At 60.1% G+C, this 20,305-nt stretch carries 19 protein-coding genes and 5 pseudogenes; 11 read left to right on the top strand and 13 right to left on the bottom strand.

Features of this window, described 5'->3' with window-relative positions; genetic code table 11:
- Positions 1-39: 39 nt before the first annotated feature.
- Complete coding sequence (locus JCM25414_RS21190; protein ID WP_148300894.1) at positions 40-1,053, bottom strand: NAD(P)/FAD-dependent oxidoreductase; 1,014 nt, start codon at positions 1,051-1,053, stop codon at positions 40-42.
- Complete coding sequence (locus JCM25414_RS21185) at positions 989-1,591, bottom strand: NAD(P)/FAD-dependent oxidoreductase (protein WP_159101688.1); 603 nt, start codon at positions 1,589-1,591, stop codon at positions 989-991. Before JCM25414_RS21185 ends, JCM25414_RS21190 begins: the two co-directional genes overlap by 65 nt.
- Before the next feature lie 271 nt (positions 1,592-1,862).
- Here JCM25414_RS21185 and JCM25414_RS01705 point away from each other — a divergent pair, with 271 nt between their 5' ends.
- The 4 genes and pseudogenes from JCM25414_RS01705 to JCM25414_RS01690 all read left to right on the top strand — a co-directional run bounded on the left by JCM25414_RS01705 (position 1,863) and on the right by JCM25414_RS01690 (position 4,551).
- Complete coding sequence (locus JCM25414_RS01705; RefSeq protein WP_025840530.1) at positions 1,863-2,126, top strand: Pathogenicity locus; 264 nt, start codon at positions 1,863-1,865, stop codon at positions 2,124-2,126.
- A gap of 87 nt (positions 2,127-2,213) precedes the next feature.
- Entirely contained in the window at positions 2,214-2,489 is a 276-nt protein-coding gene (locus JCM25414_RS01700) for a FeoA family protein (RefSeq protein WP_242403240.1), read from the top strand.
- A 6-nt stretch (positions 2,490-2,495) separates the two neighbouring features.
- Positions 2,496-4,366, top strand: a pseudogene (gene feoB, locus JCM25414_RS15990) (ferrous iron transporter B).
- Positions 4,363-4,551 carry a hypothetical protein gene (locus JCM25414_RS01690; RefSeq protein ID WP_025840528.1) on the top strand — a complete coding sequence of 63 codons (189 nt, stop codon included), beginning with the start codon at positions 4,363-4,365 and terminating at the stop codon, positions 4,549-4,551. The pseudogene feoB and the gene JCM25414_RS01690 overlap by 4 nt, the downstream one beginning before the upstream one ends.
- 105 nt (positions 4,552-4,656) lie before the next feature.
- Here the strand turns inward: JCM25414_RS01690 and JCM25414_RS24160 are convergent, their stop codons facing one another.
- From JCM25414_RS24160 to xdhA, 5 genes are all read right to left on the bottom strand, one after another.
- On the bottom strand, positions 4,657-5,070 hold the full coding sequence (locus JCM25414_RS24160; protein ID WP_242403239.1) for an HAD family hydrolase: 414 nt from the start codon (positions 5,068-5,070) through the stop codon (positions 4,657-4,659).
- Positions 5,063-5,332, bottom strand: a complete 270-nt coding sequence (locus JCM25414_RS24155; protein WP_242403238.1) for an HAD hydrolase-like protein — start codon at positions 5,330-5,332, stop codon at positions 5,063-5,065. The genes JCM25414_RS24160 and JCM25414_RS24155 overlap by 8 nt, the downstream gene beginning before the upstream one ends.
- Positions 5,333-5,404: 72 nt before the next feature.
- Positions 5,405-6,208, bottom strand: a complete 804-nt coding sequence (gene xdhC / locus JCM25414_RS01680) for a xanthine dehydrogenase accessory protein XdhC (RefSeq protein ID WP_051535615.1) — start codon at positions 6,206-6,208, stop codon at positions 5,405-5,407.
- Positions 6,205-8,499 (bottom strand): xanthine dehydrogenase molybdopterin binding subunit, encoded by a 2,295-nt coding sequence (gene xdhB / locus JCM25414_RS01675; protein ID WP_025840524.1) that lies wholly within the window; start codon positions 8,497-8,499, stop codon positions 6,205-6,207. Before xdhB ends, xdhC begins: the two co-directional genes overlap by 4 nt.
- Positions 8,496-10,013 (bottom strand): xanthine dehydrogenase small subunit, encoded by a 1,518-nt coding sequence (xdhA, locus tag JCM25414_RS01670; RefSeq protein ID WP_025840522.1) that lies wholly within the window; start codon positions 10,011-10,013, stop codon positions 8,496-8,498. The genes xdhB and xdhA overlap by 4 nt, the downstream gene beginning before the upstream one ends.
- A 188-nt stretch (positions 10,014-10,201) precedes the next feature.
- Between xdhA and JCM25414_RS01665 the strand changes: the two genes are divergently transcribed.
- The 4 genes and pseudogenes from JCM25414_RS01665 (at position 10,202) to JCM25414_RS15975 (ending at position 13,324) form a co-directional block, all read left to right on the top strand.
- On the top strand, positions 10,202-10,480 hold the full coding sequence (locus tag JCM25414_RS01665) for an HU family DNA-binding protein (protein ID WP_025840521.1): 279 nt from the start codon (positions 10,202-10,204) through the stop codon (positions 10,478-10,480).
- A gap of 186 nt (positions 10,481-10,666) precedes the next feature.
- A complete protein-coding gene (locus JCM25414_RS24150; RefSeq protein ID WP_242403237.1) occupies positions 10,667-11,221 on the top strand; it encodes a hypothetical protein in 555 nt (184 codons plus the stop codon).
- Positions 11,161-12,120: an adenosine deaminase family protein gene (locus JCM25414_RS24145; RefSeq protein WP_242403236.1), complete on the top strand. Its 960-nt coding sequence runs from the start codon at positions 11,161-11,163 to the stop codon at positions 12,118-12,120. Before JCM25414_RS24150 ends, JCM25414_RS24145 begins: the two co-directional genes overlap by 61 nt.
- 217 nt (positions 12,121-12,337) lie before the next feature.
- Positions 12,338-13,324 (top strand): annotated as a pseudogene (locus tag JCM25414_RS15975) (purine nucleoside permease).
- 108 nt (positions 13,325-13,432) lie between these two features.
- Here JCM25414_RS15975 and JCM25414_RS15970 read toward each other — a convergent pair.
- Positions 13,433-14,200 carry an AraC family transcriptional regulator gene (locus tag JCM25414_RS15970; protein ID WP_242403235.1) on the bottom strand — a complete coding sequence of 256 codons (768 nt, stop codon included), beginning with the start codon at positions 14,198-14,200 and terminating at the stop codon, positions 13,433-13,435.
- A gap of 83 nt (positions 14,201-14,283) precedes the next feature.
- On the opposite strand from JCM25414_RS15970, the pseudogene JCM25414_RS24140 reads away from it, so the two are divergent.
- Positions 14,284-14,787, top strand: a pseudogene (locus JCM25414_RS24140) (class I SAM-dependent methyltransferase); the annotation flags it as partial.
- A gap of 104 nt (positions 14,788-14,891) precedes the next feature.
- Here the strand turns inward: JCM25414_RS24140 and JCM25414_RS24135 are convergent.
- The 5 genes and pseudogenes from JCM25414_RS24135 to JCM25414_RS01615 form a co-directional block, all read right to left on the bottom strand.
- On the bottom strand, positions 14,892-15,110 hold the full coding sequence (locus tag JCM25414_RS24135) for a hypothetical protein (protein ID WP_242403234.1): 219 nt from the start codon (positions 15,108-15,110) through the stop codon (positions 14,892-14,894).
- A gap of 43 nt (positions 15,111-15,153) precedes the next feature.
- Positions 15,154-15,615: a GAF domain-containing protein gene (locus JCM25414_RS01630; RefSeq protein WP_025840519.1), complete on the bottom strand. Its 462-nt coding sequence runs from the start codon at positions 15,613-15,615 to the stop codon at positions 15,154-15,156.
- 12 nt (positions 15,616-15,627) lie between these two features.
- Positions 15,628-16,397, bottom strand: a pseudogene (locus JCM25414_RS15965) (sulfite exporter TauE/SafE family protein).
- 9 nt (positions 16,398-16,406) lie between these two features.
- A pseudogene (locus tag JCM25414_RS15960) lies at positions 16,407-18,006 on the bottom strand (TIGR01244 family sulfur transferase).
- A 51-nt stretch (positions 18,007-18,057) separates the two neighbouring features.
- The gene (locus tag JCM25414_RS01615; RefSeq protein ID WP_025840518.1) at positions 18,058-18,984 is read right to left on the bottom strand and encodes an MBL fold metallo-hydrolase; all 927 of its coding nucleotides are present in this window, start codon (positions 18,982-18,984) and stop codon (positions 18,058-18,060) included.
- A gap of 113 nt (positions 18,985-19,097) precedes the next feature.
- Here JCM25414_RS01615 and JCM25414_RS01610 point away from each other — a divergent pair, with 113 nt between their 5' ends.
- A complete protein-coding gene (locus JCM25414_RS01610; RefSeq protein ID WP_025840517.1) occupies positions 19,098-19,733 on the top strand; it encodes a peroxiredoxin in 636 nt (211 codons plus the stop codon).
- The gene (locus JCM25414_RS01605; protein WP_025840516.1) at positions 19,730-20,107 is read left to right on the top strand and encodes an ArsR/SmtB family transcription factor; all 378 of its coding nucleotides are present in this window, start codon (positions 19,730-19,732) and stop codon (positions 20,105-20,107) included. The genes JCM25414_RS01610 and JCM25414_RS01605 overlap by 4 nt, the downstream gene beginning before the upstream one ends.
- The last annotated feature ends 198 nt before the right edge of the window (positions 20,108-20,305 follow it).

Here is a 20,305-nt window from a genome sequence, read left to right as displayed (position 1 = left end):
CCGACTGCCGGAGCTGCAGCGGAGATCAGACGCAGCCGGTCAGGCTGCATTCAGGCGTTGCCCCATCTGAGAGAAGTTTTCATCGAATTTTCTGGAATGCATGATGGAGTCAGCCAACTCCCTCAGAATGATCATGTTCTGGTCGAGCCGCTCGCGGATACAATCATCTGAGGCATCCGGACTTATGATCGTCCGGTTTGCAAAATCCTGGACCGTGCCCGCCAGATTGATGAATTCCGGGAGGCGATAATCGCTCGAGACCGCTCCGTCCTGCCTGAGAAAATCCATAACTTCGTGATGCAACGCGTAAAAAGCGCTGATCTTCTCATGGATCGACTGAATGAACGCGATGTCCTCGAACTTTCTATTCATGAACAGAACACACATGAACAGGAAATAAAAGCTCGCGTCCCAGTTCGTCTTGACGAAAACGTAGTTCCAGTCGTTGAAGAAACGATACGAGTCACGGTGCGTGTCAACAAAGCCAGCATAGGCCTCACTGAGAACGTAATTCATCTGCTCGATCATTTTGACGCCGTCAGGTTTTGTGATGGCGTTCGTGATCATCGTATTGGCAAGACCGATCATGTCGGTGCCATTCGAATACATCGGATCGACGAAACCGGCAGCTTCGCCCGTCAGGGCCCAGCCATCCTCGGAGAGAAACTGCTCCGATAAATAGGAATAATTGCGCAGCATGACAAAATCGATAACGCCGAAATCGCGCTCCAGCAGATAGTCATGAAAGCGTGGCTCGTTTCGCTGCAGCCATCCCATCGCCAGCGGGTGCGAACTCAGTTCCGAAAGCTTGAAGATGGCATTGTCAAACACGATGCCTATGCTGGTCGTCTGCTCACTGATAGGAATAATCCAGACCCAGTACCCCTTCCCGATGATATGCGTTGTGCTTCGCGCACGCTCGCCAGCATGAGCGAACGAATTTTCCGCATCGGAAGAAGCCAGGAAGTCATTGATATCGACCTTGCCTTCAACGCGAAACCAGACTGCCGAGTGGTTGATATTCGCGCTTTTCTGCAAACCGAATTTTTTCATCAGCACGCGACCGCGACCGGACGCATCGACAACCCAGCGTTGATCGCGTTGAAATGGCCCCGTCGTGATCCCGGATAGAGACCGTACTCACGCCATCATTTCTATCGAAATCCAGCACACGGCCATTCTCGATGAGAGTGACCGACGCGCCGAGTGTGTTCCGAATGTGATTTTCGAGCTTGCCACGATCAATCTGATAGGTCGCCTGATACGGATAATAGCTCAGACCGATTTCGCGATAAGGATCTTCTTGTGTCGTGCCCTGGGTCTGAATAAAGCGCAATCCCATCTTGCGAAGATGCTCGGTCTGCAGATGTGCCGCGCAACCGACGATCTCAGCCAGGTAGAATGCACCGATCTCAACGGTGGACTCACCGACCTTGTGGATACGCTCGGGATTTGGAAACCGGCGATTATGCACAAGACAGATATCGAGCGCAGGGTCAGCATCAAGCAATTGCCGGGCCAGCGTAAGCCCGGCAAGGCCAGCGCCTATGATCAGCACATCGTGGGATGTATTCGATACGTTATCAGACAAGACACCGCCCTCGGCTGAGGTCATGATTTTGGAAAGAACTGCCCATATGGTCAACAAGCAGAAGCCGGTTACCTATTATCACGATTCAGCATATGCAAGCACACATTCATGTTATTTTTTATTACATCAAAAAATTACCTGAAAATAATATCAGCGGTAACATCTACGAAAAATTACGTCATGTAATGAGAAACAAGATACGATACCTGCCATCTCCTCCTTAACTTGATCGTATGCTGTCGGCATACCCTGTCACAGGAGCCTTGCCTGCATGCCTTTTCACGAAACGGAACGTAAACTCCTTCTCTCAGCCCGCGGAATCGGCCCCACTGTTCTGCAACGCCTCGAAGAATGCGGCATCCAAAGCCTCAAAGAGCTGGCCCCGCAAACAGCGCAGGCCTTATGCCAGCGCATCGCGACCCAGCTTGGCGCTACTTGCTGGCAGAACAGCCCCCAGGCACGAGCGGCAATCGTCACCGCCATAGAGATCGCTTGCACCTATGAGAAAGACCCTAGCCATCGCAAAAGCCGGTAACACAGGTCCTTCCTGCAAAGGTTTCATACGCGTCCCTCTTCCCTAAGAATTCGTGAAGGCCTATCTAGGCAACTGAGAAGCGTTCTCATGGAACGCCACGATCTTGCTCAGGTGGGCCTACCCATGACACTCGACACCCTGCCTAAAGGGGCTCACGCGATCATCAGTCAGGTCATCGCACGCATGAAGGACGATCCAATCGCGACGCGCCTCAGTGAGCTGGGTTTCATACCCGGTGCGCCGGTCGAAATCGTCGCGACGGGGCCGGTCGGCCATGACCCTATCGCAGTGCGTCTGGGATCTACCTGTTTTGCCCTTCGCCGCGGCGAAGCTTCGCGCATAACACTCAAGCATGATCTTTAACGCAGTATGCATGCTGTCGCCCCGCCGGAAACGGCCACAAAACCGTTAAGGGCTGCCCTCGTCGGCAATCCCAATTGCGGCAAAACCTCGCTCTTCAACCAGTTGACCGGCAGCAGGCAGAAAGTCGCCAACTATGCCGGTGTCACGGTCGAGCGCAAGGAGGGGCGTTTCACCACTCCGCTGGGCCGCTCCATCAGACTGCTCGACCTGCCCGGCGCCTATAGCCTGAGCGCCACGAGCCCCGATGAAGACGTTACTCGCGATGTCTGCATGGGGCGCCATGCGGTCGAGAAGCAACCCGATCTGATCATCTGCGTCGTTTCGGCCAGCAATCTGCGCCTTCATCTGCGTTTTCTGCTTGAACTGATCCAGCTCGGCCGACCCATGCTGGTCGTGCTGAACATGATGGATGAAGCCGCCCGTATAGGTCTCAAGATCGACGTACCCGGCCTCGCTGCTACCATTGGCGTGCCGATCATACCGACCATCAGCCTGCGCAAGAGCGGTGTGACCCATCTGCTCGACGCGCTCGAAAAGCCCGAATTTCCGCTCCCCCCCGCATTGCCGGAAGGGGTCGATCTGCATACTCAGGTCGGCGCGCTGATATTACGGTTCACCAATGAATCGGTGCTCAAGAACGACCGAATGGCCGACCGGCTCGACCGCTGGTTTCTACACCCGGTCTGGGGCCCGATCATTCTTTTGGTTGTGCTGTTCTTCATGTTCCAGACGGTCTTCGCCTGGGCACAGCCGATCATGGACGCACTCGAGGCGGGGATCGCCTCTCTGGGTCAGCTGATCGTCTCGCCCCTGCCTGAGGGGCTGCTGCGCAGCCTGCTGGCAGACGGTGTGATCGCAGGCGCCGGCACGGTCATTGTCTTCCTGCCGCAGATCCTGATCCTGTTTCTCTGGATCCTGACGCTTGAAGAAACCGGCTATCTGCACGCGCAGCCTTTCTGCTGGACAGGATCATGGCGCTTGCCGGGTTGAGCGGGCGCTCCTTCATTCCCCTGCTCTCGAGCTTTGCCTGTGCCATTCCAGGCATCATGGCGGCACGCACCATCCAGAATCCGCGCGACCGTCTGGTGACGATCCTGATCGCACCGCTCATGACCTGCTCAGCGCGACTCCCTGTCTACACGCTGCTGATCGCGGCCTTCGTGCCGCATCGTACCGTGCTGGGCTTTCTGGGGTTACAGGGGCTGGTTCTGTTCGGTCTCTATTTCGTGGCCATCGTCAGCGGCATCATCGCAGCACGCCTCATGACGCGTGGCGTGGAATCAGACGAACATCCGCTGATGCTGGAGCTGCCTCCCTACCGCAGGCCGAACCTGAAAAGCGTGGCGCTGGGTCTGTGGCAGCGCGCCGTCATGTTCCTTTCGCGCGTCGGCACCATCATCGTCTCGCTGAACGTTCTGCTCTGGGCGCTGTCGAGCTTCCCCTCGCCGCCAGCCAACGCGACAGGGGCTGCTATCGATTACAGTCTGGCGGGCATGATCGGCCACTGGATGCTGCCGATCTTTGCGCCGATCGGTTTCAACTGGCAGATCTGCGTCTCGCTTATCCCGGGCCTTGCGGCGCGAGAGGTCGCGGTCAGCGCGCTCGCCACCGTCTATGCGCTGGGCGCCAATGACGACACGGCGGCTAGCCAGCTCATGCCCCTGCTCAGCGCGCATTGGAGCATGGCAACGGCTTTCTCGCTGCTCGCCTGGTATGTGTACGCGCCGCAATGCATCTCGACCCTTGCCGTGATGCGCCGCGAGACACGCTCACTCAAGGTCGTTCTGGGTGCTGCCGCGTATCTGTTTGGCCTTGCCTATGTGGCGGCGCTGCTTACCTATCATGTGACACGCGCCCTTACAGGAACCCCATCATGATCCAGAGCCTGATCGTCATCACCCTCGTTGTGATTGCCCTGCTCTTCTGGCTGAACAGGCTCTTCCCCATTCACGCGGCGCGCCTCAAGGCCCGGCTCGGGATCGCCCGACAAACCGCACCCGACAGCGCCTCGAAGAAAGGCTGCGATGGCTGTAACGGCTGCAAAGGTGGGGGCTGTCACTAGCCCCATTGACGGCGCTAAGCAGGTTACGAGGAGCACTTCAGGGACAGACTCTTTATCCGGCATGTGGAGAAAGCCGTGCAGAGCAACCGGCCGGTACCGCGCCGGTCAGGCCGCGCTATCGGCGCGTTCGATGAAGTCGCGCACTTCATGAAGGTCGTCCATGATCGCATGCGCTTTGCCGATGATTTCCTCATTTGGAGCCATGAGATCAGGCACGACGATTACCCTGATACCAGCAGCATGAGCGGCGCGGGCCCCGTTATGGGAATCCTCCACCGCCAGACAATAGGCCGGATCGATACCGATCGCAGCGGCGGCCCGCAGATAAGGCTCGGGGTCAGGCTTGCCACGTGTCACATCGTCACGCGTGACGATCGCATCGAAACGCTCATAGATGCCGACATGACGCAGATGGCGTCGGTGCGCGCGCGGCTCGATGAGGTTGCAATGGCCCGCTTCAGCTTGCGCGCATCGAGATAATCGAGAAGCGGCACTACGCCCTGCTTCATGATCAGCCACCCGCTTCGACCAGTTCATGCATATGGCGGTCCTGCGCACGAAACAGCGCCCCGAGATCGACTTCAGGCCCATATGTCTCGACCACAAGACGCGCACAGGCATCGCCGGGGAGACCGATCATCTGACGGGCAAACCCGATGGGCATGTCGTGCCCCAGATCCCGCGCCGCCAAGACAAACGCATCGAGCGAGAGCGTTTCGCTATCGAGCAGTACGCCATCCATATCGAACAGGATGCCGCGTATCGGGCCGGGTCCGGTCATGAAATTCCTCCTTATGCCGTCGGGCTGTCGCCGCAGAAACGCAACCGAACCCTCACCGCTCCTCACCTTGCCCTATTCGGGCCGACAGACCAACCGGGCGGCCAGCTCTGCCGCGACAAAGGCGGCGATGATCTGGGGACGCTTGTCACGCAGGCCCTGCGCCCCGATGGGACAGACCAGCGCGTCAATCTGCGCCTGGCTGAGCCCGATATCCCGAAACCCGGCCTCGAAACGCCGCCTCTTGCTGCGTGAGCCGATCAGCCCGACATAGGCGAGATCGCTTCGCTCAAGAGCGGCGGCAACGATCAGCGCATCGAGCGTATGGCTGGGCGTCATGATCAGCGCCCCGTCTCCGGGTTTCAGGCTGGCGATTTCACGCTCCCATTGATCGGTCACGCAGACCCGCACCCCTTCGGGCACTGCGCCGAATTCCTCTGCCCGCGGATCGATCCAGCGCAGGGACAGCGGCAGCAACGACGCCGCCTGCATCAGCGCGCGCGCCACATGACCTGCCCCGAACACCGCCAGAACCGGCCAGGACAGACGCTGCGCCCTGATAGCCCGCAATTCGGCATCGAGATCGAAAACCGGCTCGTAGCGGACCACCACCACGCCGCCGCAGCACTGATTGGCCTGCGGTCCCAGAACGAAGCGGCTTTCCTCGCGCCCGGCCTCGCCACGCAGGATCTGGCGCGCGCGGGCCAGAGACTCCCATTCGAGCTGACCACCGCCAATGGTGCCTGTCTGCGCCGTCTCGGTAACAAGCATGAAGGCACCCGCCTCGCGCGGAGTCGAGCCTCTGGCATCAGCCACGACCACGCGCAGAACGGCCACAGCCTGACGCTGCCAGGCATGAATGAGATCGAAATCGATCAGGCGGAGGCTCCATCGGCACGCTGCGCCTGAACACGCATGATCGTACGCAGCAGCGTTTCAGGCGTTGCGGGCGCATCGAGCGATGGGCAGGACCGGTAGGCATCGAGGCTCGCAATCGCGTCAGACAGCGCGTGCAGCACGGCCACGCCATGGCACAGGGGCGGCTCACCGACAGCTTTCGAGCGGTAGATCGTTGCCTCACGATTAGGCGCATCTTCAAGCAGCGCCACATTGAAAATGCGCGGTCGATCCGAACAGGCGGGAATTTTATAGGTGCTCGGGGCGTGGGTGCGCAACCTACCCTGACCATCCCAGACCAGCTCTTCCGTCGTCAGCCAACCCGCCCCCTGCACGAAAGCGCCTTCGATCTGGCCGATATCGATCGATGGATTGAGCGACTCTCCGGCGTCATGAAGGATATCGACACGATCAATTGTGTTCTCGCCGGTCAGCAGATCGAGCGTTACCTCGGCACAGGCGGCGCCATAGGCGAAATAATAGAAGGGCCGCCCCCTTCCTGTCGCCGCATCCCACGAGATCTTGGGAGTCTTGTAGAACCCGCTGGCCGAGAGCGAGATGCGGGCAAAATAGACCTGCCAGACAAGATCACGAAAAGAGACGATCTCCTCTCCGATCCTGACCCCCTCTGGGGCAAAGACGATCCGTTCAGGCGCCACCTGCCATTTCTCTGCGGCAAAAGCGACCATGCGTCCCTTGATCTGGCTGACCGCATCGAGCACCGCCATGCCATTCAGATCGGCCCCCGAAGACGCTGCCGTGGCCGAGGTATTGGGCACCTTACCCGTGGTGGTGGCGGTAATGCGTACGCTTTCAGCAGGCAGGGCGAATTCGTGCCGCACGATCTGCACCATCTTGGTGTGCAGCCCCTGCCCCATCTCCGTACCGCCATGATTCACCTGCACCGAACCATCGGTATAGACATGTACCAGCGCCCCGGCCTGATTGTAATGGGTCGCGGTAAAGGAAATGCCGAATTTGGCCGGAACGAGGGCGATACCCTTTCGAAGATTCCGGCTCGCAAGGTTGAAGTCGCGCAAAGCCTGTCGGCGCGCACGATAATCGCAGCGTTCGGCCAGCTGGCTCATCACCAGATCGGTGATCGAGTCCTCGACCACCATGTGGTAGGGCGTCACATTACGCTCGCCCGTGCCGTACACATTACGCAGACGCACATCGAGCGGATCCATGCCCGTGGCAAAGGCAATTTCCTCGATCACACGCTCGGCGGCGATGATGCCCTGAGGCCCGCCGAAACCACGAAATGCGGTGTTGGACTGCGTGTTGGTCTTCAGAGCGAGCGAGCGAAACCGCACATCGGGGTAGAAATAGGCGTTATCGGCATGAAACAGGGCGCGGTCAGTCACCGGGCCTGAAAGATCGGCCGACCAGCCGCATCGCGCGGCGAGCTCCATATCCACAGCCAGAATATCGCCCTGATCGGTAAAGCCGACATCGTAAGCCACCTTGAAATCGTGGCGTTTGCCGGTGATGACCATGTCATCATCGCGATCGAGGCGCATCTTGGCGGCCTGCCCGGTCAGCTCGGCCGCCAGCGCGGCGAGACAGGCGCAGCCATTGGCCTGCGATTCCTTACCGCCGAATCCGCCCCCCATGCGCCTGATCTCTGTCGTGACCAGATGATGCGGCCGCCCCAGCACGCTGGCCACAAGATGCTGCGTTTCGGAGGGATGCTGCGTGGAGGACCACAGACGCATCTCGCCTGCTTCGCCGGGCTGGGCCAGCGCCACCTGCCCTTCGAGATAGAAATGCTCCTGGCCGCCAATGGTCAGATTGCCCTGAAGCCGTCTCGGCGCATTGTCGAGCGCGGGCTCCACATCGCCACGCGCCATGGTGAGCGGGCGCCAGACGACGGCACTGCCATTGGCTTTCGCGCTATCGATATCGAGAATGGCGGGCAGTTCTTCGTAAACGATACGCGCCAGCTTCACTGCCCGTCTGGCAATGGAGCGCTCTGTGGCCACGACCGCAAAGATTGGCTGGCCGACATGCTGAACCAGATCCTGCGCCAGAAGCGGTTCGTCATTGGCATGAACCGGGCTGGTCTGGTTCTCGCCGGGAATATCGCTCGCAGTCAGCACGCGCACCACGCCCGGCAGCGCACGTACGGCAGAAAGATCGATCGAGATCAGGCGTGCGTGAGCCTTCTCGCTCAAGCCCGGCACCACATGCAAAAGCCCCTTGGGCTCCGGGAGATCGTCAATATAGAGCGCCCTCCCGGTGACATGCAGCACGGCGCTTTCATGCTTCATGTCACGGTCGATTCAGGCACAGAAACGGAGGAAGGCAGCGCTTCCAAAGCGATCGGGTCAGACATGCACGAGCCTCCAGCTTTGGCGAGGCGCGTGGTCTCACCCTGACTTTCCTCGAAGAAACGCGTCAGCAGATTGGCGGCGACTGTCTGACGATACCAGGCGCTGGCACGCATATCGCTCAACGGAGTGAAGTCCTCTGTCAATGCCAGACGCGCTGCTTCGAGCGTGGCCTCGTTCCAAGGGGCGCCGACCAGAGCCGCCTCGGCGCGTGCGGCCCGAGAGGGGGTTGCCGCCATGCCTCCGAAAGCCAGGCGCGCCTCCAGCACGATCCCTTCCTCATCGAAACGCAGCGCGAAAGCGGCGAGTACTGCGGAGATGTCCTGATCGAAGCGCTTCGAGATCTTATAGCTTCGATAGAAGGTGCCCCCGGCGAGCGGTGGTATGCTGACGGCCTCGACGAACTCGCCTTTCCGCCGGTCCTGCCTGCCATAGGCCAAAAAATAGCGCTCAAGCGGGATCACGCGTTTTTCGACACCACACCGCAGATGCAGCATGGCCCCGGCGGCAATAAGCGCCGGTGGGCCGTCACCAATGGGCGAGCCATTGGCGATGTTACCGCAAAGCGTCGCGCTGTTACGGATGGGTGTCGAGCCAATACGCCCGATAAGCGCCCCGAAATCAGGCAGCAGGGCAGCCAGTGCTTCACGTGCAGCGTCATAGGTGACCGCCGCCCCGACATGGAGCCCTTCATCATCGCGCTCGAGCCGCATCAGATCGGGGCATTGTCCGATAAAGGCCACACGCGGCAGGGAACGCATGGCTTTGGTCACCCAGAGGCCAACATCGGTAGCCCCTGCCACGATCAGCGTTTCAGGATGGTCATGCAGATAAAGGGCCAGCGAGTCCGCGCTGGCAGGCAGGAAAATCGCGCCACGCGGCGTCTCTATCGACACATCTCCGCCGTCCTGCAGCGCCGCGAGCCTTGCCCCAAGGCCTGAAAGTGCTGTCTCGAAAGGACTGTCTGGAGCAGCGAGAGCCTGTTTCATGGCGCGCACGATCGGTGCATAGCCGGTGCAGCGGCAGAGATTGCCGGAAAGCGCCGAATCAATCGCGGCATCGTCATCCGATCGCCCGTCTGCATTGCGATACGCGACCATCGACATCACAAAACCCGGCGTGCAGAAGCCGCATTGCGCGCCATTGAGGTTGACCATCGCCTCCTGAACGGGATGCAGCGCGGCCGCATGGCCGACATCCTCAATGGTAAACAAGGCCGCACCGTCGAGCATTGGCATGAGCTGAATACAGGCGTTGGTGGCTTTGAGAACCAGGCGATTCTGGCTCAAACGCGCGATAATCACCGTGCAGGCGCCGCAATCGCCCTCGTTGCATCCCTCTTTCGTGCCTGTGCGGCCCTCATGACGTAGCCAGTCGAGCAGGGTCTGGTCGGGGGCGACGTCGGCCAGACTGACGAGGCGCTCCCCCATATAGAACCGTATCGACTGACGCATGAAGACCCCTTCAAAAAGCGGAAAGCGTAGGAATGAAAGGGGTCGACCCCTTCGCCATTTCCTTAAACTCTTGTATGATTGGGAGATTCGACGTCAGAGAACAATCAGGAATATTGCATTTCCTGCCTTGTTCTCGCTTCGAACTGCGCCTAAGGCTCCACGGCCATTCCAAACGCAAGAGGATCACAATGAAATCCACTGATCTGATCGACCGCATCGCCGCCGCTACCGGTGGCACCAAGGCCGACGCCAAGACCGCCCTCGACACGGTCTGGGCCAGCATCATCGACGCCGCCACCAAGGGTGACGAAGTGTCCATTCCGGGCTTCGGCAAGTTCCAGGTCCGCTCGACGGCAGCCCGCCAGGGCCGCAACCCGAAGACGGGCGAGACGATCGAGATCGCTGCTTCCAAGAAGCTCAGCTACTCCCCGGCCAAGAACGTCAAGGACGCGCTGACCGGCAAGTAAGCCGCTCAGGGCGTCGGTCGGTCGAGGGTGGTTTCCGCCCCGCCCTGACGCCCCGGATCAGGCCGGGCACCGGCTTCTCTCGAGAAGCGGGGCCGGCCTTTCCACCCGCCCCGGTACGGTTCGCTAGCCGACTGCGGCATAAACAATAAATACCAGTTAAAAGCGCTCTCATCCCCGCAGGGATGCTTGCAAAAGCGGACGGCTTTCGTCACGTTCCGCGATATGGTGCCCCGCTTTTTACCCGCTCTTCTCGTCGCTTTCCCGATCCTGTCTGCTCAGGCTGAAACGCCCGAGGCTCAGGCGACGGCGCGTGTTTTCGATCATATTCGCAGCGATCCGACCCGCCTGACCCTGTTCATGCGCAGCTTCCCGAAAGGGGGCGATCTGCATAATCATCTGGCAGGCGCCATCCCCGCCGAGAGCTTTCTCGACTGGGCCGGTGAAGACGGGCTCTGCGCGTCGCTTGCACAGGGGCGCATTCTCCCCACAAAATGCCGCCTCGCCACACCGGGCGACATCCCTGTCTCCCAGCTCAGGGCCCATGACGACGCACGGGCTGTCATGATCGATTCTCTCTCGATGCATGATTTCGTACCCTCCCCGACAGATCGCTCCGGTCACGATCACTTTTTCTCGACTTTTGGGCGCTTCGCTCCTGTGCTCGCCGCCCATCAGGGGCGATGCTGGCCCAGGCGCGCGATCAGGCCGCCGCCGATCATGTCGTCTATCTCGAACTCATGATCTCACCGGGACTGGGCGCCATGGTCAAAGCAGGCGACCAGCACCCGCTGCACGATCTCGACCTTGCTGCTGCCCATGAAGCCCTTGCGGAGGAGCGCCCCCGTCTGGTCGCGGAAGCGCGACACGATACGGATGAGATGGAGCATGATGCGCGCGACATCCTGCAATGCGACACGCCAGCCGCTCATCCCGGCTGCGCCGTCACCGTGCGCTATCTGTTTCAGGCCATACGCACCATGACACCCGCGCAGGTCTTCACCCAGCTCGATGCAGGCTATCAGCTTGTTCATGACGATGCGCGTTTCGTGGGCCTGAATTTCGTCGCACCCGAAGACAACCCCGTCGCGATGGCCGATTACAGCCTGCATATGCAGATGTTTGCCAAGCTGGGCACACTCTATCCGGATGTGCGGCTGAGCCTTCATGCAGGCGAGCTGACCCCGGCCCTCGTTCCGTCCAGCGGGTTGCAGAGTCACATACGCGACGCGGTTGAGATCGCAGGTGCCGAACGCATCGGCCATGGGGTGGACATCCTGTGGGAGAAAGATCCCATCCGCCTGCTCAACGAGATGGCCCAGCGCCGCGTTGCGGTCGAGATCAACCTCACCAGCAACGCGCAGATTCTCGGCGTCAGTGGCAGCGCCCATCCGCTGAACCTTTATCGCCGTGCCCATGTGCCTGTCGTGCTCTCGACCGATGACGAGGGTGTGTCACGCAGCAATCTGACCCTCGATTATCTCAAGGCTCTTTCCACCACCAACCTGAGCTATGCCGATCTCAAGACCCTGTCGCGCAACAGCCTGACCTACGCCTTTATTCCCGGTACCAGCCTGTGGAGGGTGATCATGTCACCACGCTCTGCAAGGCGCCCCAGAGCTTTGCCTGCGCCGATTTCCTAAAGAAGAGCGAGAAGGCCCGCTTGCAGCTTCAACTCGAGCAGAATTTCGCGACCTTCGAAAACACGATCAGCCACGAACCCCTCTTCCAGTGAAGTCTTCCATGATAAAACGCCTTCTCGCCCTCACCGCGCTCTCTTTCGCCGGCGGTGCTCTTACTGCCCCCGCCTTCGTTCTGGCTGCCGAAACCGCCCCGGCGGCAGCGAAGATTCCGGTACGGGTGGTCGTCGTGACGACCTTCGAAATCGGCAAGGACATAGGGGACACGCCGGGCGAATATCAGAACTGGATCGAGAAATTCCCCCTCGTCCAGACCCTGCCCGCCCCCGGCACAGACCATGGCGTGATGCATTACAACCCCGATCTGCAGGTGCTGGCCATCGCCAGCGGTGAAGGGCCGGAGCATATGGCGTCTGCCATGACCGCGCTCATTCTCGACCCGCGCTTCGATCTGCGGCACAGCTATTTCGTTCTTGCCGGCATTGCGGGTATCGACCCCAATTTCGGCACCATCGGCGCAGCGGTCTGGGCACCGCGCGTGATCAATGGCGGTCTCGCCCATCTGGTCGACCCGCGTGAAATCCCCAGGAACTGGCCCGACGGCTTCACCCCCGTTCAGCAGCCGCCCCGACGAAACGCCTCGCCCGCCGCTGCACTCGCTTTCTGGCGACATGATGTACACCCTTAATCCCGGCCTGACCCGCTGGGCCTTCGACCTTACCAGGACGATCTCTCTGCCCGATAGCGACGGGATGAAGCAGAGCCGCGCGCGCTATCATGGCTACGCTCCGGCCCAGAAGCCGCCCTCAGTCATGATGGGCGACACGATCTCGGGCGAGACTTTCTGGGTCGGCAAGCTCATGAATCGCTGGGCTGAACGCTGGGTGCGCTACTGGACAGATAATCAGGGCGTCATGGCCACGACGGCGGAGGAGGACGTTGCCTTCTGTCAGGCCCTTGCCCTTCAGGCCAAGGCCGGTCGCGTCGATCCCGAACGTGCCTCGTGCTTCGTACCTCGAGCAATTTCGACATGCCTCCACCGGGGCAGACCGCCGCACAGCTTCTTGCTGATGAAGCGAATGAAAAAGGCTATTCAGCCTTCATTCCATCGGTCAACGCTGCCTATCAGGTTGGTAGCGTCGTCGTGCGCGAACTTGCTTCGCATTGGGACCGGTATGAGAACGCCATCCCTGCTGCTGGCAAATAGAGCTCACTCAGCTTTACCCCATTCCCCCCTCAAAGGGCCGTAGCCCTTTGAGGCTTCCCTGCTGGATGCTTTAGCGTGACTGGCTGCAAAACCGGGCCGGGGAATGGCCTAGCAATCGGGTGAAAGCTTGGTGAATGCGCTTTGTGACGCATAGCCGCTTTCAGCGGCCACATGCGTCACACTCACACCCTGCGCCAGCAGCGTGGCTGCATGGAAAAGTCGGGCCTGCGTGATCCAGTGCTGCCAGCTCATACCCGTCTCCCTGTCGAAATACCGTCGAAAGCTGCGCTCCGACATCCCCGCTTCCGCCATGGCCCGTGCCAGTGAAGCCCGTCCTGGATCGCGCAACGCCGCATCCATGGCGCGCTGAAGAGACGGATGCGCTGCTTTCGGCAGCGTGAAATCCTGCTTGCCGGCATTCTGGATCGCCTCCTGCAACAACAGGATAAGGGTCTGAAAAAAGCTCTTCGCGACCGGATCGGCGTCGCACGTCCCTTTCGGCCAGCGAAGCGCGTAAAACAACATTTCCTGTATCATCGGAGATACCGGAAAGGCCCGGACGGACCGACAATCGCCGGCGACATCCTCTGGATCGAGGAAAAGCGAAAGACCGTCCAGATTGCGGATCATCGTACGGTGATGCGTCCGAGCCGGAATCCACAGTGCATGACCTGCCGGAAGAAGATGGCGGCTCTCTGCCCTCTCGACCTGGGTCGTTCCTTTCTTTGCAAAGAGAATCTGGTGATGCTCGTGCGCGTGCCACCCGTAGAACAGCGCGTCGCGCGACTCCCTTCGCACCAACCCGGTCCCCTGCACCTGATCGAGGCCAGTATCTTTCAGGACGACCTGCGTTTCCTCGACAGTCAGGATCTGCATCTGGCCGATATCCGCCTTTTTTTGACCGCACTGCGCCAGACGGCCATCTCATCTCCTTCTATCCTGCCTGAAACAGGAAAGGAATGACGATGTCGACGTCGCATGACACCAGAATCATCGACCAGTTCACACGCTGGGCCAAGAGCTTCGCCGCGCTGCCGATCCATGCCGAAGCCGAAAGCATGGCCCAGACCATCGCTGCCTGCGACGTCACGCAAGGGACGCGCGTGCTCGATGTTGCCTGTGGCCCCGGCATCGTCTCCTGCGCCCTGGCCGCTAAGGGCGCGGAAGTGACCGGCCTCGACCTGACTCCGGCCATGATCGATCAGGCGCGCGACCTGGCCGCCCGGCGCGGGCTTTCCATCGCCTTCGACTGTGGCAATGCGCTTCATCTGCCTTTCGAAGACGGACAGTTCGACAGGGTCGTCACACGATACAGCTTTCATCATATGCAGAATCCGCTGGATTGTCTGACAGAGATGATGCGCGTTTGCCGCCCGGATGGGCGCATCATTGTCATCGACGCCACGCCAGAGCCCGAGTGCCAGCCAAGTTATGATCAGGCCGAAAAGCTGCGTGACCCGTCCCACACCTCAGCTCTGACACAGGCCCAGCTTCTGTCTTTGGGCGCGCAGGCCGGTCTGACCCCGCTCCTCACCCACGCCTATCGCCTTGAATCAAGACTGGACGATCAGTCGCCCCCGAAGATTGGGCTGCCCTGCACGCCCTCTTCGCTGACGACATCGCCAACGGCACGAACCGCCTCGGCATGGGCGCCTTTCACGCCGAAGACGGCATACGCTTCTTCTTCCCGATCTCGATCATCGCCTGGCGCAGAAACCCTGTCTGAAGCAAAGCCAGGCTCATCTCCAGAGGCAGGGGCTGGCCTGCAATTGGAGCGCTGCCTCATTTCCCGCCCCCAAGACAGTCGCCAACGGGAAAGCCTGCGTGTTTCAGGCGTTCAGAAGAAGACTGACGAGCCTGGTCAGCAGAGCTTCTTCCTCAAGGCCGAAACGGGCAGGCTCAGGGCTGTCGATATCGAGCACGCCCAGAAGTTCACCGTCACGAATCAGGGGAAGAACGATTTCAGAAGCAGAGACCGCGTCACATGCAATATGGCCGGGAAAGCTGTGCACATCGTCAATGCGCTGGATGCTGCGCTCAGCCGCTGCCGTGCCGCATACGCCGCGCCCCATGGCAATGCGCGTGCAGGCCACACGCCCCTGAAACGGACCAAGAACCAGCTCGCCATTCCTGAAGAGATAGAACCCTGCCCAGTTGATGCGCGGCAGAGCTTCGAACAGCACTGCGGCGATATTGGCCATATTGGCAATCAGATCGCTTTCGGCAGCAACGAGGCCTTCGACGGCAGAAAGAATATCGTCCTGGGTCAACTTGAGGTCAGGGGCGCTCATGGGGCTTCACTTTCAGAGGTTCTGAAAAACGATATACCCTGCCACAACGAAAATGAGACCCGCAAAAACCAGTTTCAGCGTGGCGCCGGAGCCTTTGCCCAGCTTTCGTGCCAGATACGTACCGGCCAGTGAGCCGACAATGCCCCCAGCAATGAACCATCCGGCCAGCGGCCAGTCGACGAGACCCGACAGCGCATAGCTGACCGCGGTCGTCACGCCGAAAGCGGCGACCGCCACCAGCGAGGTACCAACCGCATTGAGCACGGGCATATGGGTGGCCGCCATCAGGCGGGTACGATCAGAAAACCGCCACCGATGCCGAAAAAACCGGACAGCCCGCCAGTGCACAGACCGAACAGCCCGACCTTCCAGACATTGTCCCGATTGCAGGCTGCCCCCGGAATGCCCTCATCATGGCGCCCCCTGATCATCGCCACGCCAACCAGGACCATCAGGAAAGCAAAGAGCAACAACAGGCGTTGCCCATCCACCGCCTTGCCAAATTGCGCCCCGAGGGCTGCGCCCAGCATACCGGCAGGGGCAAAGAACCCCGCGCAGCGCCATTTGACGGTATGTTCCTTCGCATGACTCACCAGACCGGCCAACGCATTCACCGCTACGGCGAAAGCACTGGTGCCGATAGCGATATGCGGGTTGCGCACCCCTACCGCATAGATCAGAAGTGGCACAGCGAGGATGGACCCCCCGCCGCCGATCAGACCCAGAACCAGCCCGACAAGGCTGCCTGACGCGAGGGCAGGCAGAAAAGGGGTCGCAACCATAAACCGTGATCAGCCTTCAGTTTTCTTGGCAGGACGCACAAACAGCTCGCGCCCGCGCAGCATGAAATCCCAGTACAGACGCGGCATGATCTTCTCTTTCAGAAACCAGGCCAGGCGTGTGGGCTTCTTGCCGTTCAGTATCCAGCCCGGCAGGTCGGCATCAGCTTGCCGCCATAACCGAACTCGGCAAGCACGATCTTGCCGCGCTCGACGGTGAGCGGGCAGCCGCCATAACCGTCATAGGCGTAATCGAGCTTGCGGCCCGAAAGCTGCGCGATGAGATTTTCAACCACCACTGGCGCCTGCTTGCGCGCGGCGGCGGCAGTCTTGGCATTGCTCGTACCAGCCACGTCGCCCACCGCGAAGACATTGGGGTATGTCGTATGCTGCATCGTATCGGGATGAACCGAGACGAAGCCGTCCTGCCCGGCCAAGGGGGAAGATTTGATGACATCCGGCGCTGTCTGGGGCGGCACGACATGCAGCATGTCAAATTTTCGCTCCACACGTTCGACACCCTTGTCGGTGCTGCGCTCGAATGTCGCGATTTTCTTCTCGCCATTGACAGCAACGAGACGCGACTTGAGCGTAAGATCGATGCTGTAGCCCTTGATGTAATCCATCAGGCAGGCACGAAATCGGCCACGCCGAACAGGCTGGGCGTTGCTGTGTCGAAGGCGACCTGAACGCGACCCAGAACACCCTTGCGACGCCATGCATCGCAGGCCAGATACATCGCCTTTTGCGGCGCACCCGCGCATTTGATGGGCATGGGTGGCTGGGTGAAGAGCGCCATTCCCTCTTCGAGCTGGCTCACCAGTTCCCAGGTATAGGGCGCCAGATCATAGCGGTAATTCGAGGTGACGCCGTTCTTGCCCAGTGTTTCGGTCAGACCGGGGATAGCCGCCCAGTCGAGTTTGAGACCAGTGGCAACAACAAGCGCGTCATAAAGAATTTCGCTGCCATCACCGAGTTCGACGCTGTTCTGCTCGGGCTTGAACCCCGTCACGGCCTGACGGATCCAGCTCGCCCGCGCAGGGATCAGCCCCACCTCTGAGCGACGCGTGTCCCTGGCCTTGAACACACCGCCACCGACCAGCGTCCAGCCGGGCTGATAATAATGCTCGGTCGAAGGCTCGATGACCGCCACAAGCAGCTCGGGCCGACGGCGCAGCAGACTTGCCGCACAGGCCAGACCGCCCGCGCCGCCTCCCACCACCACCACATCGAAGCGCTGGCTCTTGGGAGCAGGCTCTTCCGTCTGGGCCGAAGCCAGCTCGAACAGATCGGAGGCGCGGCGGCCCGAGCGGCAATAAGCCAGTACCTTGCCCGTGTTGTCCGGCCCGATCATCTCGGCCAGGGTGCGACGCATGACGGTCACGCTATGCGCGTCGGGCGTGGCGCCCATGCGCACCGGGATATAGGCGAAGGCCAGACCGCTTTTCTCGGCAGCAACACCAAGATCGGCAACTCGCGGCTGATCTTTTTCCTCCCCATCGGGGCGGGTGGAAATTATGGCGGTAAAGCCCTGCTCCTTGAAAGCGGGCAGGTCATCCACATTGATCTGGGGCGAGACGGCGAAATGCGCCGTGAGAAAACGAAGGGACATGAGCATGCCTTTCTCTTGTCAGACTGTCTTGTTTGCCAGGGGCTTGAGAGCTTAGAGCGTATCGAGCGGTATCTTGATGTAGCGCGTCCCGTTCTCTTCGGGTTCCGGCAGACGCCCACCGCGCATATTGATCTGGACCGACGGCATGATGAGATTGGGCAGAGACAATGTCGCATCACGTTTCGTACGCATCTCGACGAATTCGTCTTCGCTCACCCCGTCATGAACGTGCAGGTTGCTCTCGCGCTGGGCGCCGATCGTCGTTTCCCACGCGTAGAAATCGCGCCCAGGCGCCTTGTAGTCGTGACAGAGAAAGAGCCGCGTTTCGCAGGGGAGCGACAGCAGACGTCTGATCGAACGATAAAGCTGCCTTGCGTCCCCACCGGGAAAATCGGCGCGCGCGGTGCCGAAATCCGGCATGAACAACGTATCGCCAATAAAGGCCGCATCGCCGATCACGAAAGCCATATCGGCAGGGGTATGACCCGGCACATGCAAGGCCATCGCCTCGATTTCGCCAATTCTGAAACTGTCACCATCCTTGAACAGATGGTCAAACTGCGATCCATCACGCGCAAAACGCGTACCCGCGTTGAAGATCTTGCCGAAAACCTCCTGAACACGGGTGATTTCGGCACCAATGGCCAGCTTTCCGCCAAGCTGCTCCTGAAGCCAGGGCGCGGCCGAAAGGTGATCGGCATGGGCATGAGTCTCAAGCTGCCAGACGATTGTCAGGTTTTCACTTTTGATGAAATCGAGAACCGCCTGCGCGCTCTCGCTCGAGGTGCGGCCGGAAGCGGGATCGTAATTGAGCACGCTATCGATCACTGCGGCTTCGCGGGTTTTAGGATCGTACACCACGTGTGACGCGGTGAAAGTCGGCTCATCGAAGAAGCTTTTGACGGCAGGTCGGGGCAAAGCGCCCTCATGCGTCTCTCTCACAAGCTTCGTCGCGTGGGCGATCTGCGCGTCATTCATGGTGCCGCTCCTGTCTCTTACATATTTTATGAATATGATATTTCGTTGTTTTTGTAAATATGATAGGAGTCTGCGTCAAGAAACGCTTTCTTAAACATAGGAGAGGATATTCCGTGCAGGACGCGTCGCCCAGCTTTCCCCCTCAACTCGGATCGAAAGCCCCCAATTTTCGCGCCCGCACGACGCAGGGCATGGTGACGCTCGGCGATTATCGCGGACGCTGGGTGGTGCTCTTTTCACACCCGGCCGATTTCACCCCTGTCTGCACGAGTGAATTCATCGCCTTTGCCCAGGCTCAGGACGAATTCGATGCCCTCGACTGCCAGTTGCTTGGTCTGTCCGTCGACAGCCTGCCCTCGCATCTGGCCTGGCTGGACTCGATCAGGCGGGAATTACAGGTCGCGATTCGGTTCCCGGTGATCGAAGATCCCTCGATGGCTGTTGCCCGTGCCTATGGCATGCTCGACCAGACCGCAGAAAACAGCAGCACGGTCCGCTCCACCTTCATCATCGATCCAGAAGGGACCATACAGGCTGTTCTGACCTATCCACTCTCGGTCGGGCGCTCGGTCAGTGAGATCCTGCGGACGGTCAAAGCACTGCAAAGAACCACAACAACCAACGTGCTCACACCCGAAGGGTGGCAGCCTGGAGGAACCGTCTTTGAGCCGCCCGCCCTGACGACCCGGAGCGTAGCGACGCAGGACACGCCATTATGGTTTTACCAGATAAAGGACGATGAGGTATGAGTCATGAGACGAGAGAAAGCCTCGCCCCACTGCTCGAGAGGCTTCGCCTCTACAATCAGGTCCAGCGCCTTCTGATCCTTTCCTGGCTTTGTGAACGCCCGTGTCCTGTCTCGGAACTCGAACGTGAAACCGCGATCGGTCAGCCTGCCCTCTCCCAGCAGCTTGGCGAATTGCGTCGGGCCGGCATCATTGCAGCAAGACGCGAAGCCCGCGAAGTGACCTATGATTTCGCCACGCCGGCCGAAAAACTCCGGGCGCAGATCATTCTCTCCCTGCTGACGTACCAGCCGGACATCCAGAACGCGCCACCCCAGACGCTTGCCACAGGCCGGGCGCATATCGGCGCTCAGTTCGCCACGATCCTCGACGACTGACCCCAGCCATAGGGCTGAGGCAAGTGCCATAACAATACGGATCAATGCGGCGTCACTGCACAAATAAGGGCTGTCCCCCATTCGAGGCCTGCTATATCCGTTGTCGAACCGGATTGATTTTTCCGCCTTCAGACACCAGCGACGGAACGACACATGGCCTTCTCCCTCTGCCGCCTCGGTCTTGCCAACGCAGGCCTC

The sequence above is a fragment of the Asaia platycodi JCM 25414 genome (genome assembly GCF_000614545.1).
GTDB classification, from domain to species: Bacteria; Pseudomonadota; Alphaproteobacteria; order Acetobacterales; family Acetobacteraceae; genus Asaia; species Asaia platycodi.
This window is presented reverse-complemented; position numbering and strand designations above follow the sequence as displayed.